This window comes from Sphingomonas hylomeconis, from assembly GCF_025370105.1.
Classification (GTDB): Bacteria; Pseudomonadota; Alphaproteobacteria; order Sphingomonadales; family Sphingomonadaceae; genus Sphingomonas; species Sphingomonas hylomeconis.
The window spans coordinates 374,042-398,765 of sequence record NZ_JANQBK010000004.1 but is presented as its reverse complement, the minus strand read 5'-3'; the positions used below and the strand labels follow the sequence as shown (position 1 = coordinate 398,765).

The 24,724-nt window shown below is 67.2% G+C and carries 30 protein-coding genes and 1 tRNA gene; 13 read left to right on the top strand and 18 right to left on the bottom strand.

Features of this window, described 5'->3' with window-relative positions:
* The first annotated feature begins 2 nt into the window (after positions 1–2).
* Genes NV401_RS08490 through NV401_RS08475 form a run of 4 tightly spaced genes read left to right on the top strand, consistent with a single transcriptional unit; the run spans position 3 to position 4,303 of the window.
* Complete coding sequence (locus NV401_RS08490; protein WP_261293958.1) at positions 3–269, top strand: FeoA family protein; 267 nt, start codon at positions 3–5, stop codon at positions 267–269.
* A 6-nt stretch (positions 270–275) separates the two neighbouring features.
* Positions 276–2,132 carry a ferrous iron transporter B gene (gene feoB / locus NV401_RS08485; RefSeq protein WP_261293957.1) on the top strand — a complete coding sequence of 619 codons (1,857 nt, stop codon included), beginning with the start codon at positions 276–278 and terminating at the stop codon, positions 2,130–2,132.
* 24 nt (positions 2,133–2,156) lie between these two features.
* A complete protein-coding gene (gene ssb, locus NV401_RS08480; RefSeq protein ID WP_261293956.1) occupies positions 2,157–2,735 on the top strand; it encodes a single-stranded DNA-binding protein in 579 nt (192 codons plus the stop codon).
* Between the two features lie 44 nt (positions 2,736–2,779).
* A complete protein-coding gene (locus NV401_RS08475; protein WP_261294071.1) occupies positions 2,780–4,303 on the top strand; it encodes a sensor histidine kinase in 1,524 nt (507 codons plus the stop codon).
* Positions 4,304–4,478: 175 nt separating this feature from the next.
* Here the strand turns inward: NV401_RS08475 and NV401_RS08470 are convergent, their stop codons facing one another.
* From NV401_RS08470 to metX, 4 genes are all read right to left on the bottom strand, one after another.
* Positions 4,479–4,883, bottom strand: coding sequence for a response regulator (locus NV401_RS08470; protein WP_261293955.1), 405 nt, complete (start codon positions 4,881–4,883; stop codon positions 4,479–4,481).
* 65 nt (positions 4,884–4,948) lie between these two features.
* A complete protein-coding gene (metW, locus tag NV401_RS08465) occupies positions 4,949–5,536 on the bottom strand; it encodes a methionine biosynthesis protein MetW (protein ID WP_261293954.1) in 588 nt (195 codons plus the stop codon).
* Positions 5,533–5,970, bottom strand: coding sequence for a GNAT family N-acetyltransferase (locus NV401_RS08460; RefSeq protein ID WP_261293953.1), 438 nt, complete (start codon positions 5,968–5,970; stop codon positions 5,533–5,535). Before NV401_RS08460 ends, metW begins: the two co-directional genes overlap by 4 nt.
* Positions 5,967–7,100 (bottom strand): homoserine O-acetyltransferase MetX, encoded by a 1,134-nt coding sequence (metX, locus tag NV401_RS08455; protein WP_261293952.1) that lies wholly within the window; start codon positions 7,098–7,100, stop codon positions 5,967–5,969. Before metX ends, NV401_RS08460 begins: the two co-directional genes overlap by 4 nt.
* Before the next feature lie 66 nt (positions 7,101–7,166).
* Between metX and hisC the strand changes: the two genes are divergently transcribed.
* Positions 7,167–8,267, top strand: coding sequence for a histidinol-phosphate transaminase (gene hisC / locus NV401_RS08450; protein WP_261293951.1), 1,101 nt, complete (start codon positions 7,167–7,169; stop codon positions 8,265–8,267).
* Positions 8,267–9,175, top strand: a complete 909-nt coding sequence (locus NV401_RS08445; RefSeq protein WP_261293950.1) for a prephenate/arogenate dehydrogenase family protein — start codon at positions 8,267–8,269, stop codon at positions 9,173–9,175. Before hisC ends, NV401_RS08445 begins: the two co-directional genes overlap by 1 nt.
* A 7-nt stretch (positions 9,176–9,182) precedes the next feature.
* On the opposite strand, the gene NV401_RS08440 is transcribed toward NV401_RS08445, so the two are convergent.
* Genes NV401_RS08440 through ftsE form a run of 4 tightly spaced genes read right to left on the bottom strand, consistent with a single transcriptional unit; the run spans position 9,183 to position 12,002 of the window.
* Positions 9,183–9,875, bottom strand: coding sequence for a lysophospholipid acyltransferase family protein (locus tag NV401_RS08440; RefSeq protein WP_261293949.1), 693 nt, complete (start codon positions 9,873–9,875; stop codon positions 9,183–9,185).
* On the bottom strand, positions 9,872–10,408 hold the full coding sequence (locus NV401_RS08435; protein WP_261293948.1) for a YdcF family protein: 537 nt from the start codon (positions 10,406–10,408) through the stop codon (positions 9,872–9,874). Before NV401_RS08435 ends, NV401_RS08440 begins: the two co-directional genes overlap by 4 nt.
* On the bottom strand, positions 10,405–11,292 hold the full coding sequence (locus NV401_RS08430; protein WP_380815538.1) for a cell division protein FtsX: 888 nt from the start codon (positions 11,290–11,292) through the stop codon (positions 10,405–10,407). The genes NV401_RS08435 and NV401_RS08430 overlap by 4 nt, the downstream gene beginning before the upstream one ends.
* 5 nt (positions 11,293–11,297) lie before the next feature.
* Positions 11,298–12,002, bottom strand: coding sequence for a cell division ATP-binding protein FtsE (ftsE, locus tag NV401_RS08425; RefSeq protein ID WP_261294070.1), 705 nt, complete (start codon positions 12,000–12,002; stop codon positions 11,298–11,300).
* 167 nt (positions 12,003–12,169) lie between these two features.
* Here ftsE and NV401_RS08420 point away from each other — a divergent pair, with 167 nt between their 5' ends.
* From NV401_RS08420 to NV401_RS08395, 6 genes are all read left to right on the top strand, one after another.
* On the top strand, positions 12,170–12,949 hold the full coding sequence (locus NV401_RS08420) for a zinc-ribbon domain-containing protein (protein WP_261293946.1): 780 nt from the start codon (positions 12,170–12,172) through the stop codon (positions 12,947–12,949).
* 118 nt (positions 12,950–13,067) lie between these two features.
* A tRNA-Leu gene (locus NV401_RS08415) sits at positions 13,068–13,154 on the top strand.
* 116 nt (positions 13,155–13,270) lie between these two features.
* Complete coding sequence (locus NV401_RS08410) at positions 13,271–14,356, top strand: type III polyketide synthase (RefSeq protein ID WP_261293945.1); 1,086 nt, start codon at positions 13,271–13,273, stop codon at positions 14,354–14,356.
* Entirely contained in the window at positions 14,353–15,039 is a 687-nt protein-coding gene (locus NV401_RS08405; protein WP_261293944.1) for a methyltransferase domain-containing protein, read from the top strand. The genes NV401_RS08410 and NV401_RS08405 overlap by 4 nt, the downstream gene beginning before the upstream one ends.
* Positions 15,018–16,118, top strand: coding sequence for an NAD(P)/FAD-dependent oxidoreductase (locus NV401_RS08400; protein WP_261293943.1), 1,101 nt, complete (start codon positions 15,018–15,020; stop codon positions 16,116–16,118). Before NV401_RS08405 ends, NV401_RS08400 begins: the two co-directional genes overlap by 22 nt.
* A 62-nt stretch (positions 16,119–16,180) precedes the next feature.
* Positions 16,181–18,334: a transglycosylase domain-containing protein gene (locus NV401_RS08395; RefSeq protein WP_261293942.1), complete on the top strand. Its 2,154-nt coding sequence runs from the start codon at positions 16,181–16,183 to the stop codon at positions 18,332–18,334.
* Here NV401_RS08395 and NV401_RS08390 read toward each other — a convergent pair.
* The 3 genes from NV401_RS08390 to NV401_RS08380 are packed head-to-tail and all read right to left on the bottom strand — an operon-like array spanning position 18,310 to position 20,023.
* Positions 18,310–18,984: a M48 family metallopeptidase gene (locus NV401_RS08390; protein WP_261293941.1), complete on the bottom strand. Its 675-nt coding sequence runs from the start codon at positions 18,982–18,984 to the stop codon at positions 18,310–18,312. The two genes, NV401_RS08395 and NV401_RS08390, sit on opposite strands and share 25 nt — an antisense overlap.
* Positions 18,981–19,415, bottom strand: coding sequence for a YcgN family cysteine cluster protein (locus NV401_RS08385; protein ID WP_380815544.1), 435 nt, complete (start codon positions 19,413–19,415; stop codon positions 18,981–18,983). The genes NV401_RS08390 and NV401_RS08385 overlap by 4 nt, the downstream gene beginning before the upstream one ends.
* The gene (locus NV401_RS08380) at positions 19,412–20,023 is read right to left on the bottom strand and encodes an SCO family protein (protein ID WP_261293939.1); all 612 of its coding nucleotides are present in this window, start codon (positions 20,021–20,023) and stop codon (positions 19,412–19,414) included. Before NV401_RS08380 ends, NV401_RS08385 begins: the two co-directional genes overlap by 4 nt.
* A gap of 58 nt (positions 20,024–20,081) precedes the next feature.
* Between NV401_RS08380 and NV401_RS08375 the strand changes: the two genes are divergently transcribed.
* Entirely contained in the window at positions 20,082–20,684 is a 603-nt protein-coding gene (locus NV401_RS08375) for an ankyrin repeat domain-containing protein (protein WP_261293938.1), read from the top strand.
* Here NV401_RS08375 and NV401_RS08370 read toward each other — a convergent pair.
* The 7 genes from NV401_RS08370 to dnaQ form a co-directional block, all read right to left on the bottom strand.
* The gene (locus tag NV401_RS08370) at positions 20,681–21,178 is read right to left on the bottom strand and encodes an MmcB family DNA repair protein (RefSeq protein WP_261293937.1); all 498 of its coding nucleotides are present in this window, start codon (positions 21,176–21,178) and stop codon (positions 20,681–20,683) included. The two genes, NV401_RS08375 and NV401_RS08370, sit on opposite strands and share 4 nt — an antisense overlap.
* Positions 21,179–21,227: 49 nt before the next feature.
* Positions 21,228–21,860, bottom strand: a complete 633-nt coding sequence (locus NV401_RS08365) for a cell wall hydrolase (protein ID WP_261293936.1) — start codon at positions 21,858–21,860, stop codon at positions 21,228–21,230.
* Between the two features lie 166 nt (positions 21,861–22,026).
* Positions 22,027–22,365, bottom strand: coding sequence for a DUF1491 family protein (locus NV401_RS08360; protein ID WP_261293935.1), 339 nt, complete (start codon positions 22,363–22,365; stop codon positions 22,027–22,029).
* Complete coding sequence (locus NV401_RS08355) at positions 22,362–22,829, bottom strand: PaaI family thioesterase (protein WP_261293934.1); 468 nt, start codon at positions 22,827–22,829, stop codon at positions 22,362–22,364. Before NV401_RS08355 ends, NV401_RS08360 begins: the two co-directional genes overlap by 4 nt.
* The gene (locus tag NV401_RS08350; RefSeq protein ID WP_261293933.1) at positions 22,819–23,286 is read right to left on the bottom strand and encodes a PTS sugar transporter subunit IIA; all 468 of its coding nucleotides are present in this window, start codon (positions 23,284–23,286) and stop codon (positions 22,819–22,821) included. The genes NV401_RS08355 and NV401_RS08350 overlap by 11 nt, the downstream gene beginning before the upstream one ends.
* A 73-nt stretch (positions 23,287–23,359) precedes the next feature.
* The gene (gene hpf, locus NV401_RS08345) at positions 23,360–23,941 is read right to left on the bottom strand and encodes a ribosome hibernation-promoting factor, HPF/YfiA family (protein ID WP_261293932.1); all 582 of its coding nucleotides are present in this window, start codon (positions 23,939–23,941) and stop codon (positions 23,360–23,362) included.
* 94 nt (positions 23,942–24,035) lie between these two features.
* The gene (gene dnaQ, locus NV401_RS08340) at positions 24,036–24,719 is read right to left on the bottom strand and encodes a DNA polymerase III subunit epsilon (protein WP_261293931.1); all 684 of its coding nucleotides are present in this window, start codon (positions 24,717–24,719) and stop codon (positions 24,036–24,038) included.
* Positions 24,720–24,724: the final 5 nt, after the last annotated feature.

Sequence of the window (24,724 nt, the reverse complement as noted above, 5' to 3'; positions counted from 1 at the left end):
TCATGAACGCGACCGCCACCTTTGCGACTCCCGTCAGCCTCGAAAAGCTGCCCCGCCATGCGCACGCCACCGTCGCCCAGATCGATTGGACGCGGCTGAGCGTGCCCGAGGCGCGGCGCCTGCGCGAACTCGGCTTCGACGAGGGCGTCGATATCGAGATGCTGCACCGCTCGCCGTTCGGCAAAGGCCCGATTGCCTGCCGCATCGGCCGCATGACCGTCGCGCTGCGCCGCGCCGTCGCCGCTTCGGTGCGCGTGCTCCCTGCCTAACACCGAATGAGCATCCTTCCGCTGGTCGCGCTGGTCGGCAATCCCAATGCCGGCAAGAGCGCGCTGTTCAACGCGCTGACCGGCGCGCGGCAGAAGGTCGGCAATTATCCCGGCGTCACGGTCGAGCGCCATTCCGGCCGACTCGCGCTGGACGACGGCCGCCCGATCGAACTGGTCGATCTGCCCGGCGCCTACAGCCTCGATCCGAGCAGCCCCGACGAGCGCGTCACGCGCGACGTGATGCTCGGCCGGCAGGAAGGCGAACGGCTGCCCGATGCGATCGTCGTCGTCGTCGACGCCTCCAACCTCGACAATCACCTGCGCTTCACGCTGCAGCTGATCGCGCTCGGCCTGCCGGTGGTGGTGGCGCTCAACATGATCGATCTTGCTGCGCGCGACGGCCTGACGCTCGACGCCGCGGTGCTCGAGCGCGAGCTGGGCGTGCCCGTCGTGCCGACCGTCGCGGTGCGCAAGAAGGGGCTCGAGGAGCTCAAAGCCCGGCTGTCCGGCATCATCGGCAGCGGCGCGCTGCGCGTCCGCGCCAATCACGGCCATGTCGACGAGGATATCGTCACGCTGCAGCGCCGCGCCCGCGCGCTGTCGGTCAAGGCGACGGTGGCGGAAACCAGCGGCCGCAAATGGACCCATCTGATGGATGCGATCGCGCTCCACCCGGTGAGCGGGCCGATCCTGCTGCTCGGCCTGCTGTTCCTGATGTTCCAGGCGGTGTTCGCCTGGTCGCAGGCACCGATCGGCTGGATCGAGAGCCTGTTCGCGGCGCTCGAGAACGGCGTCACCGCCGCGCTGCCCGCCGGCTTCGTCCGCTCTTTCCTGACCGAAGGCCTCATCGCCGGGGTCGGCGCCGTCATCGTCTTCCTGCCACAGATCCTGATCCTGTTCACCTTCATCCTGGTGCTCGAGGCGACCGGCTATATGGTCCGCGCCGCGTTCATGATGGACCGGCTGATGGCCGGCGTCGGCCTGTCGGGGCGCGCGTTCATCCCGCTGCTCTCGAGCTTCGCCTGCGCCGTCCCCGGCATCATGGCGACGCGCACGATCGATGACGAGAAGGACCGGCTGACCACGATCCTGATCGCCCCGCTGATGACCTGCTCGGCGCGGCTGCCGGTCTATACCCTGGTGATCGGGGCGCTGATCCCCAACACGCAGGTGCTGCCGTTCGTCGGGCTGCAGGGGCTGGTGATGTTCGCGCTCTATGTGCTCGGCATCGTCTCGGCCTATATCGCCGCCTTGATCCTGCGCCGCACCGTCACCGCCGGGCCGAGCTCGGGCTTCATGATGGAAATGCCCAAATATCAGTGGCCGCGCCTGAATGACGTTGCGCTCGGCCTGTGGAGCCGCGCGCTGATCTTCCTCAAGCGCGCCGGCACGACGATCGCCGTCACCGTCGCCTTGCTCTGGGTACTGGCGAGCTATCCGGTCGCGCCGGCGGGCGTGAAGCAGAGCGAATATTCGGTCGCCGGTCGCATCGCCAGCGGCATCGAAGTGATCGTCGCGCCGATCGGCTTCAACCACGATATCGCGCTCTCGCTGCTGCCGGCGATGGCCGCGCGCGAGGCGGCGGTCGGCGCGATGGCCACCGTCTATGCGATCGACAATCCCGAGGACGAGGCCGGCGCGGGCAAGCTCGCCGAGAATCTGCGCGGCCGCTGGAGCCTGCCGACCGCGCTCGCCTTCCTGATGTGGTTCGTGTTCGCGCCGCAATGCATCTCGACGATCGCCGTCACCAGGCGCGAGACCAATGGCTGGAAATGGCCCGCCTTCATGGTTGGCTATTTGTTCGCCCTCGCTTACATCGCTGCTGGAGCGACCTATTGGGCCGCGGTGGGACTCGGTCTGTAGGACCGGCAGCTAGGAATTCGGAATATGGCGGGCAGCGTCAACAAGGTGATCATCGTCGGCAATCTCGGCCGCGATCCCGAAAGCAAGAGCTTCCAGAATGGCGGCAAGGTGGTCAATCTCCGGATCGCCACGTCGGATTCGTGGAAGGACAAGAATACCGGCGAGCGCAAGGAAGCGACCGAATGGCATTCGGTGGCGATCTTCAACGAAGGCCTCGCCAACGTCGCCGAGCGCTATCTGCGCAAGGGCAGCAAGGTCTATATCGAAGGCGCGCTCAAGACGCGCAAATGGCAGGACGCACAGGGCCAGGATAAATATTCCACCGAGATCGTGCTGCAGGGCTTCAATTCCGTGCTGACGATGCTCGATGGCGCGCCCGGTGCGGGCGGCGGCGGCGGCGGCGGTGGTTCGGGTGGCGGCTTCGGCGGCGGTTCGGGTGGCGGGTCGCGCGACGATTTCGGCGGCGGTAACGATTTTGGCGGCGGTTCGGGTGGCGGCGGCTATGGCGGCGGTCGTGGCGGCGCGTCCGGCGGCGGCGGGGCATCGTCGGGCGGCGGACGAGGCAGCTTTGCTGACGATCTCGACGACGACGTGCCGTTTTGAGGCTCGACCACACGCCTGATACCACCGATGTAACCGCGCTCGATCTGCCCGCCGCCGGTGGCTGGCAGATCGACGAGGCGGCGCGCGCGCGCGCCATCGCCAGCCACGATATCGAATCGCTGCGCGATGCCGCGAACCTCAAATCGATCACCGATTTCGCGGCCGCATTGTGCGACGCGCCGATCGCGCTGGTCAGCCTGGTCGAGGAACGGCGTCAGACCTTCCTCGCGCGTACCGGTCTGGATGCGACCGAAACGCCGCGCGAAACCAGCTTCTGCGCCTTCGCGATGCGGCAAGACGACATCATGGTCATGCCCGATGCGACGCGCGATCCGCGCTTCGCCGACAATCCCTTGGTCACCGGTGATCCCAACATCCGTTTCTATGCCGGCGCGCCGTTGATCGCCGACGATGGCACGCCGATGGGCTCGCTCTGCATCATCGATACCGAACCGCGTGCGGCGCTCACCGCGTTGCAGCGCCAGGGCCTGACGACGCTCGCCGAACAGGTCATGGCCCGGCTGCGCGACAGCCGCGACGCCGCGTCGTGGCGCGATTCGAACAACGCCAATCACCGCGCGCTGACCGAGAGCCACAACCGCTTCCGCGTGCTCGCCGATTCCATGCCGCAGATGGTGTGGTCGACGCTGCCGGACGGCTATCACGATTATTACAACGCGCGCTGGTACGAATTTACCGGCATGCCCGAAGGCTCGACCGACGGCGCGGAATGGAACGGCATGTTCCACCCCGACGATCAGGCGCGCGCCAGCGCGCTGTGGCAGCATAGCCTGGCGACCGGGGAGCCCTATCAGATCGAATATCGCCTGCGCCATCACGACGGCGGCTATCGCTGGACGCTCGGCCGCGCGCTGCCACTGCGCAACGATGCTGGCGAGATCGTGCGCTGGTTCGGCACCTGCACGGATATCCACCAGGCCAAGGAAGCGAGCGAGGAGCGCGAGATCATCTCGCAGGAACTCAGCCACCGCATCAAGAACATCTTCGCCGTCATTTCCGGGCTGATCGGCTTTTCGGCACGCGCCAATCCGGACTTTCGCGGCATTGCCGATGATCTGCGCGAGCGCGTCACCGCGCTCGGCCGGGCGCATGATTTCGTGCGGCCGCACAGTGCGCGATCGCGTCCCGCCGCCGAGCAGAACAGCCTGCACGGCCTGCTCGACGAACTGTTCCGCCCCTATCAGTCTGCCGAAGGCGCCCGGATCGTCGTCACCGGCGACGATGTCGCGATCGACGACCGCTCGGCCACGCCGCTGGCGCTGCTGTTCCACGAGCTCGCCACCAACGCGACCAAATATGGCGCGCTATCCAGCGATGCCGGCCGGATCCATGTGTCGAGCGCGATCGACGGCGACGCCACGATACTCGGTTGGCAGGAAAGCGGCGGCCCGGCGATCGATACGCCGCCGGCCGAGACCGGCTTCGGCTCGCAACTGATCGAGCTGAGCGCCGTGCGCCAGCTGGGCGGCACGGTGACGCGCGACTGGCGGCCGAGCGGCCTCGTGGTCACAATGCGGATTCCCACCAAGGCGCTCAGCCGGGGCTGAAGGCCTATACCCAAACCGTCATGCTGAACTGGATTCAGCATCCATCGCGCCGCACATTCGATCGTGTGGGGTGAAACCGCCTTGGGGCAGGTCCGGCATAGAAAGGTCGCTTCGTCCGCGCCGCCCGATGGATCCTGAATCAAGTTCAGGATGACGGATAGTATGGCCGGAGGGCTTAGGCTTCCAGCGCTTTCGCGGGCCGCATCAGCACGAGATCGTCATTCGCCGCCGGCGTCCCTGCGCAGGCCAGCGCCGCCGCCGCCAGGATCGCCGCCTCACTGAACGGCTTGCGGACATAGCCAAGCGCCGCGCTACCGTTGCCGATCTGTCCTGGGTTGGCGGTGACGAACACCACCTTCATCCCGTAATCGCGCGCCAGCGTGTCCGCCAGCGCGGGGCCGGTCGGTCCATCGCGCAGATTGATGTCGACCAGCGCGAAGCTGCATTCGGCCGCTTCCTCGATTGCCGTCGTGCGGTCGGCGGCGATCGCCTTCACCTTGTAGCCCGCATCCGTCAGGATCCGTTCCAGATCGAGCGCTACGAAGATTTCGTCTTCGACGATCAGGGCAGTGGCGGGCATGGTGGTTCCGATAGTGTTGATGGCGTGCAAACCATCGGCCGACTGATCCGTTCCGCTGCTTTCGATCAGTGTTTCAACAGGAAGACGGCATGTTCGGCCCGAAAATTGGCCGCCGCCGAGCTCGTCTCCACGCCGCGCGAGAGAAACCACGCCCCCTCCACCACGATTCCGCGATCGGCCACGAAGCTGCGAAAATCGTCGATCGTCAGATGGTGGATGTTGGGCGTGTCATACCAGCGCTCGGGCAACAGCGGCGTCACCGGCATGCGGCCGCCCCACAACAGCGAGGCGCGCACGCGCCAATGCGCGAAGTTGGGAAAGGAAACGAACGCCTGCCGCCCGATGCGCAGCAGATGGTCGAGCACCACGTCGGGGCGCCGCGCGGTCTGCAGCGTCTGGCTGAGGATCGCATAATCGAAGCTGGCGTCGGGATAATCCGCCAGATCGACATCGGCATCGCCCTGGATCACCGACAGGCCGCGCGACACCGCCGCGGCGACATTGCCGCCATCGATCTCCAGCCCGCGCGCATCCACGCCGCGCGTATCGCGCAGCGCCGCCATCAGCGCGCCATCGCCGCAGCCGACATCGAGCACGCGGGCGCCGTGCGCGACATGATCGGCGATGATTGCAAGGTCGGGGCGCAGGCTCATGGCGCGGCGCGCAGCAGGTCGGCGACGCCGGGGCCGAGCCGCTCCATGTACCGCTCAGGCCGGATCGGGGCGTGGAAGCCGATGCCTTCGTACACGCCGTGCGCGTCGAGCGTCACCAAGGCGATCCGCCTGATACCGGCGAACGCAGGATGATCGACAAACCAACTGACCATCCGGCGCCCCAGCCCCGCGCCGCGCGCGGCCTCGTCGATCCATACATCGGCGATCCACGCAAACGTCGCATGATCGGTGATCGCGCGGGCGAAGCCGATCTGATGGCCGCCGCGATAGGCGCCCAGGCAATGCGACCCGGCCATCGCGCGCTCGACCAGTGACCGCTCGATCCCCGGCGACCAGTAGCTCGATGCGAGCCATGCATGGATGCGCGCGATATCGAGCCGCGCCCTATCGTCGGAAAGCTCGATCTCGTTCACAGGCCCGCCCTCAAAAACCCGTCGACCACGCGGTTCAATTCCGGCGACTCGAGCAGGAATGCGTCATGCCCGAACGGGCTCGACAGTTCGACGAAGCTCACCGGCGCGCCCGCGGCGTTCAGCGCATGGACGATCGCGCGCGACTCAGACGTCGGGTACAGCCAGTCGGTATCGAAGCTCACCAGACAGAAGCGTGCCTTGCTGGCCTTGAACGCATTGGCGAGATGCCCGCCATGTTCCTCGGCGAGATCGAAATAATCCATCGCGCGGGTGATATAGAGGTACGAGTTCGCATCGAAGCGATCGACGAATGCGATCCCCTGGTGCCGCAGATAGCTCTCGATCTGGAAATCGGCGTCGAACCCGAACGTCTTGGTCTCGCGCGCCTGCAGTTTCCGCCCGAATTTCTCGGTCAGCCCGGCTTCCGACAGATAGGTGATGTGCGCCGCCATCCGCGCTACCGCGAGGCCGGCAGCGGGCGGATCCTGATCCTGGTAATAGTCTCCGTTCCGCCACTTGGGGTCGGCCATCACGGCCTGCCGCCCAACCTCGTGGAAGGCGATGTTCTGCGCGGTGTGCCGCGCGGTCGAGGCGATCACGACGCACGCCTTGACGCGCTCGGGGAAGGTCGCCGGCCAGCTCAGCGCCTGCATCCCGCCCATCGATCCGCCGACCACCGCAAGCAGCGCGCCGACCCCCAGATGGTCGAGCAGCATCGCCTGCGCGCGCACCATGTCGCGGATCGTGATCACCGGAAACGCCATGCCCCAGGGCTGCCCGATCGCCGGATTGATGCTCGCCGGCCCGGACGATCCCATGCAGCTGCCCAGCACGTTGGCGCAGACGATGAAATGCCGCGCCGGATCGATCGGCTTGCCCGGCCCCACCATCCGCGCCCACCAGCCCGGCTTGCCGGTGCGCGGATGGTTGCTGGCGACATGCTGGTCGCCGGTCAGCGCGTGGCAGATCAGGATCGCGTTGCCGCCGTCGGCGTCCAGCGTGCCATAGGTCTCGTAGGCGATGTCCAGCGGTGACAGCAGCGCGCCGCCGTCGAGCCGCAGCGGCCCGGGCAGCGTGATGCGGCGGTCCAGCCCAAAGCGCCCGTCGGTATGGAGATCGGTGTCGGTCACGCGCGAAGCGCTAGGGTCAGCGGCGCCTGCTTGTCAATTTCCCCCCGCCCGCTATGCCGCCGGACCATGACCGCACCTCAGCCAAAACCCTGGATCATGGCCATCGCGCCCTATATCCCCGGCCGCTCGACCACCGATGACGGGCGCAAGGTCGCCAAATTGTCGTCGAACGAAAACCCCCTGGGCACCAGCCCGGCGGCGCGCGCCGCCTTTGCCGGGGCGGCGCACACGCTCGAGCGCTATCCCGATGCCAGCGCGACCGAGCTGCGCGAGGCGCTTGCCGCCCGCCACGGCCTCGATCCCGCGCGCATCATCTACGGCAATGGCTCGGACGAGATCCTGCATCTCGCCGCCGGCGCCTTTGCCGGCCTGGGCGACGAGATTATCCATGTCCGCTACGGCTTTGCAGTGTACGAGATCGCCACGCGCCGGGTCGGTGCGGTGCCGGTCATCGCGCCGGACAAGGATTATGCGACGGATGTCGACGCGATCCTCGCGGCGGTCACTGACAAGACCGTGATGGTCTATGTCGCCAATCCCAACAATCCCACCGGCACCTATACGTCGAAGGCCGAGATCGCGCGCCTGCACGCGGGGTTGCGGCCCGATATCCTGCTCGTGCTCGATCATGCCTATGCCGAATATATCGATGGCGATGCCGAGGATGGCGGCATGGCGCTGGCGGAAACGGCCGCCAACGTGCTCGTCACGCGGACCTTCTCGAAAATGTACGGTCTCGCTGCCGAACGCATCGGTTGGGGCTATGCGTCGCGCGAGATAATTGAGGCGATGCACCGCATCCGCCTGCCGTTCAGCATCACCATCGCCGGCACGGCTGCCGCGGTAGCAGCGGTCGGCGATACCGAATTCGTCGATCACACCCGCGCGCACAACGCCGAGTGGAGGCGCTGGTTCTCGGACGAGATCGGCAAGCTTGGCAATGCGGGTCTCCGCGCCGTGCCCAGCCAGGCAAACTTCGTGCTCGTGGTGTTTGAGGGCAAGCTCACCGCCGAGGCCGCCTATAAGGGATTGATGGACGCGGGCTATATCGTCCGCTGGCTGCCCGGTCAGGGCCTGCCTCAGGCGCTGCGCATCACCATCGGCACCGAGGACGAGACCAGGGGCGTGGCGGCAGCACTACGCGCTTTGATCGAAGCCGCCGGCTGATGCTCCCGTTCGCGCGCGTGACGATCATCGGGCTCGGGCTGATCGGCTCGTCGATCACCCGCGCCGTCCGCGTGCACATGCCGACCGTGCGCCTCACCGGCTACGATGCCGACCCGGAGGTGCGCGCCACCGCCGATCGCCTGCAGCTCTGCGATGACGTCGCGGACTCGGCCGGTGCGGCGGTGATCGATGCCGATCTCGTCATCCTGTGCGTGCCGGTTGGCGCGATGGCGTCAGCGGCGGCGGAATTCGCTGCTGATCTGCCGGCCGATGCGATCGTCAGCGATGTCGGCTCGTCCAAGGCAGAAGTGCTGCGCGTGCTCACCGAAGCGCTGCCGAACGCAACGATCATTCCGGCACACCCTGTCGCCGGCACCGAGCGCAGCGGCCCCGAAGCGGGCTTCGCCTCGTTGTTCCACAAGCGTTGGTGCATCGTCACGCCGGGCGAGGGTGCCGATCCGGTCGCGGTCGAGCGCGTCGCCGAATTCTGGCGGCGTTTGGGCGCGGATATCGAGATGATGGAGCCCGAGCATCACGATCGGGTGCTCGCCGTCACCAGCCACCTGCCGCATCTCATCGCCTATACGATCGTCGGCACCGCCTCGGATCTCGAGGAAGTGACACAATCCGAAGTGATCAAATATTCCGCCGGCGGGTTTCGCGACTTTACCCGCATCGCCGCCTCCGACCCGACGATGTGGCGCGACGTGTTCCTGACCAACAAGGATGCAGTGCTCGATATGCTGCAGCGCTTTTCCGAGGATCTCACTGCACTGCAACGCGCGATCCGGCTCGGCAAGGGCGAGGAACTATTCGAACATTTCACGCGCACCCGGGCGATCCGCCGCGGGATCATCGAACAGGGGCAGGACGATCCGGCGCCCGATTTCGGGCGCAGCCACGAATAGGCTGCCGCTAGGTGGCGGCTACATCCAGTACGTTGATCGCGGCATGTACCCGCGCGACGATCTCCTCCCGCCCAACGCCCGGCGGAATAACTTCTTGGAACGCGAAGCGGATCACCCCTGGGCTCTTCAGCCCATGCTTGGGCCACACCACGCCGCTATCGATCGCCACCGGCACCAATGGCAGCTTCAGCGCGCGATACAGCCCGACGAATCCAGGCTTGAGTTCCGGCTGCTCGCCCGGCTTGACGCGTGTCCCTTCGGGAAAGATCACTACCGAACGCCCCGTCGCCGCCGCCGCCTGACCAGCGCGCATCATCGTGCGCAACGCTGCCGCCGATCCGTCGCGATCGACGACGATCATCCCATACCGCTCCGCAGCCCATCCCCAGACCGGAATATTGGCCAGTTCCTTCTTGAGCACGATCACCGGGGCATCGAGCAGCGCGACCATCTCGAACGTCTCGAACATCGCCTGATGTTTGCCGACATACAGCGCCGGCGTGGTCGGGATGGTACCGCTGACCACCACGCGCACGCCCATGAACCAGCGCGCGCAGAAGCGGTGATAGCGCGTCCAGAACACCACCCAGCGGCGCAGCGGGCCGGTGCCGAACATGGCCATCACCGGCGCCATCAATACGATCGGAACCGATCCGCCGAAGAAGGCGGCCATGAAGACCCAGGTGCGCAAGCGATTCATCGGCCATATCCCGTCCACAGCGCGATCTGGCGCAACAGCAACTTGTTGTATTCCGCCACCAGCAGCCCGAAGCGCGGATGGCTCGGCACCCCGTCGCCGAGCACTTCCACGTCATTGTCGAGCGCGTGGACCAGTTCGAGCCGCGCGCGCGCCATATGCCAGTCCGACGTCACCAGCCGCACCGAGCGATAGCGATGCGCGGATACCCAGGCGGCGGTTTCCTCGGCATTGGATTGCGTGTCGACCGCCTCGTGCCCGAGATCGATGCAACAGGCGAATAGCTGCCTCGGCGCCTTGTATTCGGCCGCCAGTTCGCCCGGCAGCACCTGCGGTGCGACACCACTGATCAGCATCCGCTTCGCCGCCGCCGCCTGCATCAGGACCAGCCCGCGATCGATCCGCCCCGCCCCGCCGGTCGGCACGACGATCGCATCGGTGGTGCGCGGCGGCAAAGGCTGCGCCAGCGTCAGCATGAACACGGCGAACCCGAGCAGGTACACGATCAGCGCCAGAGCAAACAGACGCTTGATCACAGGATGCGGCCCAGCGCGCCAGTCACCGCCGCACGCGCGGCTAATGTCGCCAGTAGCGCGAAGGCGACCGGCATCAGCGCGAGCAACAGCCAATCGCCCGTACCGAGCGTCAACCCACTGAGCAGATCGGAGCCGAGCGCGCGCAATTGCATCCCGATCAGCACCACCATGCCGCCCGCCAGCACCGTGCCCAATACCCCGCCGAAAAACGTGTCGAGTGCGATACGGCGCTGGAACAGCCGCGACACCTGCACGTCGGTGGAGCCCAGCATGTGCAGCACCTCGATCGTGTCGCGATGCGTCTCGAGGCCCGCCCGCGCGGCGAGGATCACTACCGCCGCGGTCGCCGCCGCCATCAGCATCACCAAGGCGAAGGCCAGACCCGTCACCATCGTCATGAAATCAGCCACCGGCGACATCCAGCTTTCCTGTCGGTCGAGCCGCGCTGTCGGCGCTACCGCAGCGACGGCCCGTGCGACGCGCGCCAGTGTGGCATCGCTGGTGCTGCCGAGATCCACATCGATCAGCGCCGGAATCGGCAAATCGGGGTCCGCGCCATCGCTGCCGAGCCAGGGACGCAGCAATGACGTCAGCTCAGCACGATCGACTTCCCTTACGCGGGTTACCTCGGGCAGACGTCGCAGCGCCGCCACCGCGGCGGTCGTCTGGGCGCTGCGCTGCGCCTCCACCGGTTCGACGATCTGCACCGTCAGACGCCCGGCCAGTTGCCGCCCGAGCAACACCGCTGCGGACCGCGTTCCCAGCCCCAGCGCGCCGGCCAGCACGGTCAAGAACAGCATGATCGCCATGATCCACGTCATCGCGCGGGTGCCACGGCTCTCGTCGAGCAGACGACGATCAGCCGCCGAAGGGACGAGCTTCACCGCCATTATGCGGGCTTGGGCGGCGGAAAGCGCAGCGATCCGGTCGGATCGAGCAACTTGCCGCTGTCGAGCCGCATCATGTGCGCGTTGGGAATCCGCCCGAGCAGGTGAAAATCGTGCGTTGCCACCACCACGGTGGTGCCGAGCCGGTTGAGCGAATCGAACAGGTGCAGCAACCGCTCGGCCATGTCGGGATCGACATTGCCGGTCGGCTCGTCGGCGACGAGCATTTCCGGCCGGCCGATCACGGCGCGCGCGATCGCCACGCGCTGCTGCTCGCCGCCCGACAGCGTCGGTGGCTTGGCCTTCGCGCGCTCAGTCAGGCCGACCCAGGCGAGCATTTCACGCACCGGCGCTTCGATATCGCTCTCGGGCACGCCCGAAACGCGCAGCGGCAATGCGATATTGTCGTAGGCGGAGAGATGCGGGACGAGACGGAAATCCTGGAACACGACGCCGATCCGCCGGCGGAAGCCGGGCAACCGCTTGCGCGGCAACGTCACGGCATCCTCGCCGAACAGCCGGATCAATCCGCGGGTCGGCCGCTGCGCCAGATACAGCAGCTTGAGCAGCGAGGTCTTGCCTGCGCCCGACGCGCCGGTGAGGAAATAGAACGAGCCGCTGGCCAGCGTGAAGCTGATGTCGGACAGGGTTTCCTGCCCGGTGCCGTAGCGGAGGCCGACATTTTCGAACTGCACGATATTGGCCATTACGGCTGACGCCCGCTTCTTGAAATCATACTGCCCCTGACCAGTCATCGCACGTTCGTCGGTCGCGCAGCAAGCGCAGGGGCTTACATGCCCTTGCGCCAATGGCCTATCGGGTGTTTAGTTTTGATGCAGCCGGGGGTGCCGGGGCGACAGCGTGAAGCGTTTCTATGATCCTCGAATGCACCGAATGCCGCACTAGATACGTCGTTCCCGATACGGCGATCGGTCCCGAAGGGCGCACCGTGCGCTGCGCGGCGTGCCGCCACAGCTGGTTCCAGCCGCCCGCGATGCTCGATCTCGTCGCCCGCGCCGAAGCGCCGGTCACGCCCGGCGCGCCTAGCGAACCCGCGGCACCGCCCGTCGCCCCAGCGCCCGCGCCACAAATCGCCGTGCCCGCCCCCGCCGCGCCGGTGGTGACGACCGAGCCGGCAATCTCCGCGGATACGGCGCGCGACGTAGTCTATCCCTCTATTCCGCCCGAATACGATGCCTTCGCGCACGAACCGCCGTTCCGCGCGCGGCGCAATCCAGCGCGGCGCTGGACGATTATTGCGGTGGTTGCTGGCTTGGCGATGCTGATTGCCCTGGGGGCGCTGATCTATACCGGGGGTAACGGCATCGCCACGCGGCTTGGCATCGCGATCGCGCCGGCCGAAACGCCGCTCAGGCTGATCGACAATCCGATCGAGCGCCGCGACCTCGCCAATGGCAGCGAGATGTTCGCGATCAGCGGCCGCATCGTCAATCCCACCGACACGCACCAGGCGGTGCCCGACATCCGCGCCGAACTGCGCGATGCGCAGGGCCGGATCGTCTATGGCTGGACGATCCGCCCCGAGGCGACCGCATTGCCGCCGCGCGGATCGGTCGATTTCAACAGCGCCAAGCTCGACGTGCCGGTCAATTCGCAGAAACTGGTGCTGAGTTTCTCGGGCACGCCGCGCTGATCACCGTGCGGGCAGACGGCGCGCGTCACAACCGCGCCTTCCCCGCTTGCCATCCCCGCCAGCGCTTGCTAGGGGCGCTCGCCTACCAGCCTGCCGGGCGTTGCCGGCGGTGTTATGTGCGGCCATGGCGGAATTGGTAGACGCGCAACGTTGAGGTCGTTGTGGGCGAAAGCCCGTGGAAGTTCGAGTCTTCTTGGCCGCACCAACTCTCCCCAGCCCAAAATCGAGCCCGCTCGATTGGCGCTGGCGGATCGAGTGCAGAAGAGTAGCGTTGTGCTTAATCGACGCGGCGATCCGACGCCGCGCGTCCAAAGGCCGCCCTTGTCCCGACATTCTGCCCAGCACGCCTATATCAACGCGATCGGCACCGCCGTTCCGCCACACGACATCCACAATGCCTTTATCGGCTGGGCGCGCGATCGGCTGACCGACCCCAGATCCGCAAAGCTGTTCGATCGCATGGCCGCCCGCGCCGGGATCGGCCATCGCTGGTCGGTGCTGCCGGTCGGCGCCGATGGCGGTTCGCCGGTCGATCCCGGCGGCTTCTACGCCGACGCGATCCTGCCCGGCACCGCCGCGCGGATGGAGCTGTACGCCGACGCCGCCCCGACGCTCGGCCTGGCCGCGATCGAGGCCCTGCGCGCGCAGGTCGATCTTGGCGGGATCACCCATGTCGTGGTCGCCAGCTGCACCGGCTTCGTCGCGCCCGGCATCGATCAGCTCATCGCCCGCCGGCTGGGCCTCACCCCCTCGGTCGAGCGGCTGCTGATCGGGTTCATGGGCTGCTACGCCGCGGTCGCCGCGTTGCGCACCGCACGCCATCTGGTCCGCTCGGAGCCCGCGGCACGCGTGCTGGTCCTGTGTGTCGAGCTCTCTACGCTACACCTGCAGGACACGCCCGAGATCGAACCGCTGCTTGCCATGCTGCAATTCGGCGACGGCGCCGCGGCCGCGCTCGTCACGGCCGATCCGAGCGGCTTCAGGCTGGGTCAGCCGTTCGCCACCACGCTCGACGATACGCACGACCTGATTCGCTGGGCGATCACCGATCAGGGCTTTGCGATGCACCTGTCCGGCGAAGTGCCGGGCCGCATCGCGCAGGCCCTGGTCGATCCCGCCTTTGCCGTGGCCGCGACCGGCGGCCGCGCGCCGCAGGAGATCGACGGCTGGGCGGTGCATGCCGGCGGTCGCTCGATCCTCGATGCCGTCCAGCACGGTCTTACCCTGCCCCCCGCGGCACTCGACGCCTCCCGCGCGGTGCTTGCCGAAAACGGCAACATGTCATCCGCCACCCTGATGTTCGTGCTGGCCAGGCTGCTGGCGGGGCCGCCGATCCAGGACGGCGTGGCGCTGGCCTTCGGCCCCGGCCTCGCCGCCGAAGGCTTTGCCTTTGCGAGCGTGCCATGATGCTCGCCGAGCGCGCCATCGCCGACGAACTGATGGATGCCGAGGATCTCGACGCCGACACCTATGCCGATGTCGTCGCCGATCTGGCCAAGGTGAACGTGATCACGATGGCCGCGCGCCCGACGCTCGATTTCCTCGCCCGCGCGACGCAGGGCATGACCCGTTTCACGCTGCTGGACGTCGGCTTCGGTGACGGCGACATGCTGCGCCGGATCGCGCGTTGGGCGCAAAAGCGCGGCATCACCGCCGAGCTGATCGGCGTCGACCTCAACCCGCGCAGCGAACGCGCCGCCCGCGCCCATACCCCGCCCGACCTGCCGATCACCTGGATCACCGGCGATTATGCCGATCACCTGGCGGGCGTGGATTTCGTGATCAGCAGCCTCGTCGCGCATCACATGACGCCTACCCAGCTGGTCGATTTCCTGCGCGCGATGGAGGGAGGCGCCGCCAGGGGCTGGCTGATCAACGATCTGCACCGCCACGCCTTCGCCTATCGCGGCTTCCCGCTGCTCGCCCGGCTGTTCGGATGGCATCGGATCGTCCGCCATGACGGACAGCTATCGATCGCGCGCGCCTATCGCCCGGCCGAATGGCCACCCTTGCTGGCGGACGCCGGCATCTCAAAGGCACGCGTCTATCGCGCCTTCCCGTTTCGCCTGTGCGTCGAACGCCTGCGCTGATCGTCGGCGGCGGGCCGGCCGGCGCCAGTGCGGCGATCCGGCTGGCGCTGGCCGGCGCGCCGCATCTGCTGCTCGAGCGCAGCCGTGAGACCGGGGACGCGCTGTGCGGCGGTTTCCTCAGCTGGCGCACGCTCGAATCGCTCGCCAGCCTGGGCATCATGCCCGACGCGCTGGGCCCGGCCCGCGTCACCCGCGTGCGCCTGTTCGCCGGCGATCGGATCGCCGAAGCGCCGCTGCCCCGCCCGGCGCACGGCGTGTCGCGCCGCCATCTCGATACGCTGCTGCTCGCGCGCGCCGCCGATGCCGGCGCGGCGATCGAGCGCGGCGTGACGGTGCGGGAAACGACCAGTCGCGCCGCGCGACTTCACGACGGCACGACGATCGCGGCCGACGCGCTGTTCCTGGCCAGCGGCAAGCACGACATTCGCGGGCTGGCGCGCCCCGAATCGGCGCGGGGGGCCGATCCGACGCTTGGCCTGCGCGTGCGCCTCGGCCCGTCGCCGACGCTGGACGCGCTGGTCGGCGATACGATCGAGCTGCACCTGTTCGATCGCGGCTATGCCGGGATCGTGCGCCAGGAGGACGGCACGGCAAATCTGTGCATGGCCGTTCATCGCTCCCGGCTGAGCGCGGCCGGGGATCCCGAAAAACTGCTCGCCGAACTCGGCGCCGAACGCCCGCACCTGGCCGACCGCCTCGCCTGGCGCGTTCCCGGCGCGATCGATGCGGTGGCCAACATTCCCTATGGCTGGCGGGCCAGGACCGGCGAGTCCGGGCTTTTCCGGCTCGGCGACCAGGCTGGCGTCATCCCGTCGCTGGCCGGCGAAGGCATGGGCATCGCGATCGCCAGCGGCATCCGTGCGGCCCAGGCCTATGTCCGCGGGGGGGCGCCTGCCGCCGGCGCGTTCCAGCGGCGGCTGGCCGGCGACCTGGCGCGGCCGATCGGCATCGCCGGGCTGGTGCGCGACGTCGCCGAGCGCCCCGCCCTGGCACGCACGTTGCTGCCGCTGGCCCATCATGCGCCGGTGCTGATCGATCTGCTCGCGCGCGCGACACGAATCGGCGCCAATCCGGTCTGAAATTGCAGGCCGAAGAGCCGCTTGTTCAGCCCCCATATAGCGCCTATCCGTATCGACGCTCCATGGCCCGCAAGAAATCCTCCCAGACCCGTCCGTCATGGCGTCGCCGCTTCGCGCTGGCGCTGAAGATCCTTGTCGGGCTGGGTGTGCTCGCGCTGATCGGGCTGGTCATCGCCGTCTATGTCGCGCGCGCGCAATTGCCGAGCTTCGACGACATGAAATCGTCGCCCAACGGGCAGATGATCCGCGTGCACGCCGCCGATGGTACGGTGATCGTCTCGCTCGGGCCGAGCTATGGCGAATGGCTGGATTACCAGCAGATCCCCACCGTGATGCGCGACGCGATGGTTGCGGTCGAGGATCGCCGGTTCCGCTCGCATCTCGGCGTCGATCCGATCGGCCTGGCCCGTTCCGCCAAGCTCGCTTTCGAAAATCGCGGCACCGGCCGCCGCCTGCAGGGCGCCTCGACGATCACGCAGCAGGTCGCGCGCACGATCTTCCTGTCGAACAAATACGATGTCGGCCGCAAGGCGCGCGAGGCGATCCTGGCGCTCGCCATGGAGCGCAAGTTCAGCAAGGATCAGATCCTCGAACTGTATCTCAACAAGGTCTATTTCGGCGGTGGCGCGTACGGCATCGACGCCGCGTCGCGCCGCTTCTTCGGGCACGGCGCCAATACGCTGAGCCTCAGCGAAGCGGCGGTCATCGCCGGGCTGGTCAAGGCGCCGTCACGCTATTCCCCCACCGCCGACGCCGAGGCCGCGGTCGGCCGCGCCGGCGTGGTCATCCAGCTGATGCAGGAAACCGGCAAGATCACCGCCGCCGAGGCCGCGTCGGCCAATCCCAAGAGCGTTGCGCTGGCACCGGAGCCGAAACAGAACAGCGTGCGCTATTTCACCGATTGGGCGCTGCCGCAGCTCGAGACGCTGATCGACGAGACGACCCGCCCGCTGGAAGTGTGGACCACGCTCGATCTGAACATGCAGCGCGCGGCCGATGCCGCGATCCGCGCCAATGCGCCGAGGAACGCGCAGGGCGCGCTGGTCAGCATCGATCGCGACGGCGCGGTCCGCGCGATGGTCGGCGGCACCGATTATGTCTCGTCCAACTATAACCGCGCCACCCAGGCGGTGCGCCAGCCCGGCTCGGCATGGAAATTGTTCGTCTATCTTGCCGCGCTCGAGGCGGGCCACAAGGTCGAGGACAAGGTGGTCGACGCGCCGATCAACATCAACGGCTGGAGCCCGCGCAATGCGTCCGGCGCCAATCGCGGCGAGATGACGCTGCGCACCGCGTTTGCCTATTCGGTCAATACCGTGGCCGCCAAGCTCGGGCAGGAGGTCGGCTTCGGCACCGTCGCCGATATGGCGCGCCGCTTCGGCATCACCACGCCGGTCGATACGCACCCGGCGATGGTGCTCGGCACGTCCGACGTCCGCTTGCTCGACATGACGCGCGCCTTTGCCAGCGTCGCCAACAAGGGCGTCGCGGTCACCCCTTACGGGATTACCAAGGTTACCGCGCAGGGCGAGACGATCTACGCCCAGGCGGTCGATACGAGCCAGGTGCTGGTCGCCCCCTATGTCGCGCAACAAATGACCGATCTGCTGCAGACCGCGGTCAACACCGGCACCGGCAAGGCCGCGCAGATCGGCCGGCCGGTCGCCGGCAAGACCGGCACGACCTCGTCGAACAAGGACGGCTGGTTCGTCGGCTTCTCGAGCGGGCTGACCACCGGCGTGTGGATGGGCCGCGACGATGCCAAGGTCGTGCCCGGGCTGCAGGGCGGCACCGCGCCGGCGCGCGCCTTTGCCGCGTTCATGAAGCCGGCGGTGGCCAATCGCCCGGTCGAACAGTTCGACACGCAGGTCACGCTGCCCGAATGGCAGCTCGAGCCGGACGAGGAGAGCTATTTCGGCCAGCCCGACAATGGCGTGTTCGTCGATGCAGACGGCAATCCGATCGATCCCGGCACCGCACCCGTGCCCGACGACGGATCACAGGAAGGCGGCGAGCGGATGCCGATGCCGGCGCAGCCGACGCCAGAACAGAATCCCGAGCGGCTCGATCAGGACTGGATCGACAAGGTGCTCGATCGCACCCCGGCGCCGGCACCCCGCCCGACCCCGGTCCCGCGCCCGGCCGCCGCGCCACCGCCGGACCGGACCGTCGAGCGCAACGTGATCCGCTCTCAGGACGCCCGACCGACCCAGTGAAGCGCCGCGCCGTGCGCGCGCAGCCAGGCGCGCGACTCGGCCGGATCACCTTCCGTCAGCGCATCGGCCAGCGCGTGGAACGCCGGGCTGTGATCCATATGCCGGCGATGCGCGATTTCGTGCGCCACGGTCGAGCGGCGCACGAAGGCCGGCGCCAGCATCAGCCGCCAGCTGTAGCGGATCACGCCCGACGACGTGCAACTGCCCCAGCGCGCTTTGGCATCGCCGATCGCGACCTTGCTGACCGTCACGCCGGCGCGGGCGGCGAATTCGGCGGTTTCGGCGCTCAGCACGCGCAGCGCCTCGCGCTTCAGCCACAATTCGATCCGTCGCGCGAGCCCGTCGAGCGGCCCGCCGCAGAACAAGGCGTCGTCGTCGCGTCGTATGGTGCGGGGGCGGGTTTCGGCCCAGTCGATGCGCAGTTCCATGCCGTCGAACGGCAGCGTGGCGCCCGGCACGAACGGCCGCGCCTGCGGCAGCCGCGCGCGCTGTCGATCGATCCACTCGCGCTGCTCGCTCGCCCAGCGCAACGCCGCCTTGAGCGGCGCGCGCGGTGGCAGCGTCAGCCGGACGCGACCGCTGGCCGGATCGACCGACAGCTTGGCGCGCCGCGACCGGGCGTTGCGGACGATCTCGACATCGCCACTCACAGGCGCCGATCGACGATATGATTCTCCAGCTCGCCGGCATCGACTTCGGACACCGTCCAGCCGCGCACCGATTCGCCCGCGCGGTGCACCGCATCGCGATCGCCGCACACCAGATAGTGCCAGCGCGGCAGCGGCTCGTCCTCGCGCCGCAGGCGGTAGGCGCAGGTCTCCGGCAGCCAGTCGATCTCGTGCACATTGTCGCGGCTGAGCCGCACGCATTCGGAGACGAAGGCATGGCGGTGCTTGTAGTTCGAGCATTGCGCGGTGCGCCGGTCGAGCAGGCGGCACGACACGTTGGTGGCGAGCAGTTCGCCGGTCTCCTCGTCTTCGAGCTTGTGCAGGCAGCATTTGCCGCAGCCGTCGCACAAGGCTTCCCACTGCCCGCGGTCGAGCTGGTCGAGCGGCGTGTCTTCCCAGAAGGCGGCGCTCAACGGACCCACTTCTGCAGTTCGGCGGCGATCGCCTGGGGGGTGCCGTCATGCGGCAGCAATGCGATCGGCTTGCCTTCGGGGCTCATCAGATAGGCGACGCGGCTGTGATCCATCAGATAGCCGCCGCCCGGCTGGGCTTCGCCCTTCTGGTAATAGACCGCATAATCCTTGGCGACGGCCGCGATCGCCGCCGGGCTGCCGGTCAGCCCGACCATGCGCGGGTGGAAATTGCCGACGAACTGCTTGAGCACAGCGGGCGTATCGCGCGCCGGATCGACCGAGACAAACACCGGCACGATGCGGGCGGCGGCGGCGGCATTCTCGCCTTCCAGCACGTGCAGCCCGGCGGCCAGGTTCTGCACGTCGACCGGGCAGACGTCGGGGCAGAAGGTATAGCCGAAATACATGATGCGGTATTTGCCCGCGAGATTGCGCTCGCCGAACGGCTGGCCGTTCTGGTCGGTCAGCGTGAACGGGCCGCCGATCCGCGCGCCGTCGAGCGGGGCCTGGGCGGGCGGCGCGGCGGGGCCGGAACAGGCGATCGGCAGCGCCGCGATCAGCAGCGCGGCGGCGAAGCGGGCAATCTGGTTCATGGTGCCGCCAGCCATGATCTGTTAAGCGCCGTCGCGCAAGTTCAGCCCGTATATCCCAAGAGGTTATCCGCCGATGTCTTCCCGTCTTTCCGCGATCGCCCTGACCGCCGCGCTCGCCCTGCTCGCCCCTGTGGCGCACGCGCAGAACCAGTCCGAGGGGTATAAATTCCTCGAGGCGGTGCGCGGCGAGAAGGGCAAGGAAGTCGAGGACATGCTCAACAGGCCGGGCTCGGTGGTGATCAACACGCGCTCGGTGACCGACGGCGAAACCGCGCTGCACGTCGTCACCAAGAGCGGCAATGGCGATTATCTCGCCTATCTGCTGAGCCGCGGCGCCAACCCCAATGTGCGCGACAATGCCGGCACCGCGCCGCTGGTGCTGGCCGCCGATCGCGGGCGCGAGGATCTGGTGCAGACGTTCATCAAGTACAAGGCGAACGTCAATTACGGCAATTCCAACGGCGAGACGGCGCTGATCGTCGCGGTCCGGCGCCGCAATCTGCCGCTGATCCGCACCTTGCTCGATGCCGGCGCCAATCCCGACCAGGCCGATCTGCTGACCGGCATGTCGGCGCGCGCCTATGCCGCGCAGGATACGCGCACGCCGGCCGTCGCGCGGGAACTGGAAGCCGCCCCCAAGAAGCCCAAAGCGGCCGTTTCCGGCCCGAAATTCTAAGGCCAGGCGAGGCCGTCGGCATCGGGGTCGAGCGCCCCGATCAGCCGCCGTCCGGCACGCCGCGCAAAAGCCAGCGTACAACGTTTGCGGGTTGCCGCCGACAAGGGTTCGCTATGCGCCTCGCGCACGATCGCCGCATCATAGCGATCGGCGATGATGATCCCGGTCCGCGCCGGCAGGAACGCCGCGCCGTCCAGCGGCGAGGCATCGAACCCCGCCGGCACCGCCCAGTAATAGCGATCGCAGCAGCCGAGATAGTCGCCCCATTTGCCGTCGCCGAGCAGATCGGCGCGCGATACCTTGATCTCGACGATGATGATCGCCCCGCGCGAATCGATCGCCATCAGATCGGCGCGGCGCCCCCCATCCAGCGGCACCTCCCCCATCGCAATGAGATCATGGCGCAGCAGCATGCGGGTCGTGCCGCGCGCGACATCGGCCGCGCAGAGCGGCGAGCCCGGGGCATCGACACAGGAAACGGGCGGAGTAAGCATCCGCCCGATTTAGAACATTACACGAACAGGTAAAGCCGAAACCGCCCGATCAGCGGTAGAAGACGTGATTTCCGATCGACGCGACCTTGGTCATCCGCCAGCCCGGCGAGACGCGGCGGGCATGGAAATACAGCGCCTTGGGTGCCGGGCTGTCCCACTGATCGCGCAATGCGACCTGGGCGACGGCGATGGCGGTGCGGTAATTGGCGTTGCTGGCGATGGCGGGGATACGACCGCCACGTACGAACGAGAACTGGCCGGCCTGGGTAACCACGGCGCACACCGATTTGGCGAAGCGACCCGATTTGGCCCGGTTGATGATCACTTCGGCCACGGCGAGTTGGCCCGGGAGCGGCTCACCCTTGGATTCGAAATAGATCGCGCCGGCGAGGCAGGTGAGCTCGTCGTTCAAGGCGTCAGGCGCGCTCTGCGCGGCGACCGCTTCGGACAGACTATCGAATTCTTCTTCATCTTCCGTCTGCACCACGGCCGGCTGGGCCATCGGGGCAGGCATCGCCTCGGCCGGTACGGCAGCGAGAGCGGAATTTTCTGGAACCTGAGCGCTCAATGGTACGTTGAGGGTCTGATCCAGTTGAGAAGCAAGGCCAGGGCTGCTGACGCCGATCAAGGCAGTGCCCAAGGCCATCGTCGCGAGCGTCGCGACGCGTTGTAAAAACGACATTCAATCTTCGTATTATGCGGTTGGTGCGCGGAAGCGATCCGTATTGGCCGAGGCCAAGAGATCGTCCGGGCGTGCCCCCCGACTGCGTAATCGATCCGGATCGCACCCGTCTCGACACAACGCCATTAAACAATGTTGCGGCCTGTGGCCGGGACGCGGCAAGCGGTCAACCGTCGAGGATCGTTTCAGCGGCGAACCGTTCGGCAAACGGGCTGTCCAGTTCAACCACCCACAGGTCCGGATCGTTCTTGCGCCGCCGCTGCCAATAGTGGGTCAGCGCGGCAGGATCCTCGACGGGTTGTGGTGAAATCAGCAACGCGACCTTGCCGTCCGGTCCGATCCCGCGTTCCAGCATCCGCGGATTGCCGCCGTTTTCGAGCGCCACGACGAGGATCGCCCCGCCGGTCGGCTCGCCGCGCGCGAGCATCATGCCCATCCCGCCACTGTCGTTCGCCCGCCGAAGCAACGCGCCGACCAGAACGCTACTCGGCAATCGCGCGCTCATGGTGCCGCGCGATAGCCGGGCAAGCCTGCCAGCGGGATACGCGATTTCATGAACGTGCCGGTACCGCGCGCCGCCTCCTCACCGTCCGCGTCGATCAGCCGCGCCTCAGCAACGAACACACGGCGATGCCCGCTGACCCAGCGTCCTTCGGCGATCACCGGCCCCGCCTTCAACGGTTTGGTCAGCAGCAAGTTGAACGCCGTGGTGAGCAGGAAGCGATCGGTCACCAGGCTGTTCGCCGCATAGAAAGCGGCATCGTCGAGCATCTTGAAATAGCTCGTGCCGTGTGCCGCGCCGCCGGCATGAAAATAGCGTTCGTCGATATCGAAGCTAATGCGCGCGACACCGCTTTGCGGGATTTCGAGCGTCGATTCGAACAGGCGGTTGATCGGCGCCGCGGCGTATAGCGATTCGAGCGCGCGGAAATGCGCCTGTTCGCCTTCCAGCATCGCCTCAGGCGGCATCGCGCGCTTCGTCCGAGCTCAACAAGGCATACAGCGCATCGCGCGATCCGGCGCCGCGCAGCTTGGCGACGAACGCACGATCGCGCAGCCGACGCGACACCCGCGCCAGCGCTTTGAGATGTTCCGCGCCGGCATCGGTCGGCGAGAGCAACACGAATACCAGATCGACCGGCAGATCATCGATCGCGAGGAAATCGACCGGCTGCGCCAGCCGCGCGAACAGACCGACGACGTGCGGCAATCCGGGCAGTTTGCCATGCGGGATGGCCACGCCGCCGCCAAACCCGGTCGATCCGAGCTTTTCGCGCGCGAGCAGGACCTCGGTCGCGATTTTCGGATCGAGGTCGTGCGCCGTCGCCAGCGCTGCCGCCAATTGCTGCAGCAACGCTTTCTTGCTGACCGCCGCGACACCCTGGATGACGGTGTCGGGCAGCAACAGATCGCTGAAATCGGTCATCATTATGGTGATCAGCCCCTCGCCCGCGCGGCTTAGCGCCGAACGCGCGCGAGCGAAAGGCCGTGCGGCGGTGTCAGGCGCCGCGTTGGGGCTCGACCCAGCCGATCGTGCCGTCACCGCGCTTGTACACCATATTATAGGCGCCCGATCCGCTGTTCTTGAACAGCAAGGCCGTGGTGTTGCGCAGATCGAGCATCATCACCGCATCCGACACGCTCGATTCGGGCACGTCGACGCGAGTCTCGGCGATGATCAGCGGATGATCCTCCGCCTCGACATCCTCCGGCCCCTCCTTGAACAGCGTATAGCCGGCATTGTCGTAGGCGCCGGCCTCCTGGACCTCCTGCGACGTGCCGCCGTTGCGATCCTTCAGACGGCGCATGTAGCGGCGCAGCTGCTTCTCGATCTTGTCGGCCGTGCCATCGAACGCGACGTGCGCGTCGCGCCCGTCATTGCTGCCCTTGAGCACCAACCCCTGCATCACATGCGCGACGATGTCGCAGGTGATCGAATCGTGCGGCCCCTTGCCGAACGTGACATGCGCGGAAATGGCGCGCGCGAAATATTTGGTGGCGATGCCCTGAAGCCGATCCTCGACATGGGTTTTCAACGCGTCGCCGGTGGCGATCTGATGACCCGAGACCCGGATTTCCATGAGCATTCTCCTTGATGGGGAACGCAACGTGCGCGCCCCCGGTAGCGGCGTCAATCGGACGCCCCGACCCCCCCATACTCGTACGAGTATCTCCCTAGACTTGCTCCCAAATTGGTTTGGTGAGCTTTTCGATAAACGCTGCGTGCCGCGCAAGTTCCGCCTCGGACGCAGCAAAAGTGCGTACCGGCCGCGGAGTCGCCGGGCCTGCCTCGGGCTGAAAGCTGGTCTGGACCTCGGTCTTTTCGCTGATCAGGCCGAGCCCGATCTGCCGCCCGCCGGTCAGTTCGACATAGACCTGCGCCAGCAGTTGCGCGTCGAGCAGCGCGCCGTGGACGACGCGGTGGCTGCGATCGATGCCGTAGCGATTGCACAAAGCGTCGAGGCTATGTTTGGCGCCGGGATGGCGCGACCGCGCCAGCACGATCGTGTCGACCATACGGTGCAGGCCGATATGCGGATGGCCGCACCTGCCGAACTCGCCGTTGAGAAAACCGAAATCGAACCCGGCATTGTGCGCGACCAGCGGGCAATCGCCGATGAACTCGATCAGATCGAGCGCATGTTCGCGGAACAGCTTCTTGTCGGAAAGGAACACGTCGGACAGGCCGTGCACCCGCTGCGCCTCGGCCGGCATGGTGCGTTCGGGATGAAAATATGCGTGATAGGTGCGTCCGGTCTCGACCTTGTTGACCAGCTCGACACAGCCGATCTCGACCATGCGGTCGCCATCGGCAAAGCTGAACCCGGTAGTTTCGGTATCGAAAACGATCTCGCGCATTGCGC

Bases quoted from the DNA above. Each gene is read 5' to 3' on its own strand.
- NV401_RS08490 (WP_261293958.1), top strand. From the start codon at position 3: ATGAACGCGACCGCCACCTTTGCGACTCCCGTCAGCCTCGAAAAGCTG.
- feoB (WP_261293957.1), top strand. From the start codon at position 276: ATGAGCATCCTTCCGCTGGTCGCGCTGGTCGGCAATCCCAATGCCGGC.
- ssb (WP_261293956.1), top strand. From the start codon at position 2,157: ATGGCGGGCAGCGTCAACAAGGTGATCATCGTCGGCAATCTCGGCCGC.
- NV401_RS08470 (WP_261293955.1), bottom strand. From the start codon at position 4,883: ATGCCCGCCACTGCCCTGATCGTCGAAGACGAAATCTTCGTAGCGCTC.
- metW (WP_261293954.1), bottom strand. From the start codon at position 5,536: ATGAGCCTGCGCCCCGACCTTGCAATCATCGCCGATCATGTCGCGCAC.
- hisC (WP_261293951.1), top strand. From the start codon at position 7,167: ATGACCGCACCTCAGCCAAAACCCTGGATCATGGCCATCGCGCCCTAT.
- NV401_RS08445 (WP_261293950.1), top strand. From the start codon at position 8,267: ATGCTCCCGTTCGCGCGCGTGACGATCATCGGGCTCGGGCTGATCGGC.
- NV401_RS08440 (WP_261293949.1), bottom strand. From the start codon at position 9,875: ATGAATCGCTTGCGCACCTGGGTCTTCATGGCCGCCTTCTTCGGCGGA.
- ftsE (WP_261294070.1), bottom strand. From the start codon at position 12,002: ATGGCCAATATCGTGCAGTTCGAAAATGTCGGCCTCCGCTACGGCACC.
- NV401_RS08420 (WP_261293946.1), top strand. From the start codon at position 12,170: ATGATCCTCGAATGCACCGAATGCCGCACTAGATACGTCGTTCCCGAT.
- NV401_RS08405 (WP_261293944.1), top strand. From the start codon at position 14,353: ATGATGCTCGCCGAGCGCGCCATCGCCGACGAACTGATGGATGCCGAG.
- NV401_RS08395 (WP_261293942.1), top strand. From the start codon at position 16,181: ATGGCCCGCAAGAAATCCTCCCAGACCCGTCCGTCATGGCGTCGCCGC.
- NV401_RS08380 (WP_261293939.1), bottom strand. From the start codon at position 20,023: ATGGCTGGCGGCACCATGAACCAGATTGCCCGCTTCGCCGCCGCGCTG.
- NV401_RS08375 (WP_261293938.1), top strand. From the start codon at position 20,082: ATGTCTTCCCGTCTTTCCGCGATCGCCCTGACCGCCGCGCTCGCCCTG.
- NV401_RS08370 (WP_261293937.1), bottom strand. From the start codon at position 21,178: ATGCTTACTCCGCCCGTTTCCTGTGTCGATGCCCCGGGCTCGCCGCTC.
- NV401_RS08365 (WP_261293936.1), bottom strand. From the start codon at position 21,860: ATGTCGTTTTTACAACGCGTCGCGACGCTCGCGACGATGGCCTTGGGC.
- NV401_RS08360 (WP_261293935.1), bottom strand. From the start codon at position 22,365: ATGAGCGCGCGATTGCCGAGTAGCGTTCTGGTCGGCGCGTTGCTTCGG.
- NV401_RS08355 (WP_261293934.1), bottom strand. From the start codon at position 22,829: ATGCCGCCTGAGGCGATGCTGGAAGGCGAACAGGCGCATTTCCGCGCG.
- NV401_RS08350 (WP_261293933.1), bottom strand. From the start codon at position 23,286: ATGACCGATTTCAGCGATCTGTTGCTGCCCGACACCGTCATCCAGGGT.
- hpf (WP_261293932.1), bottom strand. From the start codon at position 23,941: ATGGAAATCCGGGTCTCGGGTCATCAGATCGCCACCGGCGACGCGTTG.
- dnaQ (WP_261293931.1), bottom strand. From the start codon at position 24,719: ATGCGCGAGATCGTTTTCGATACCGAAACTACCGGGTTCAGCTTTGCC.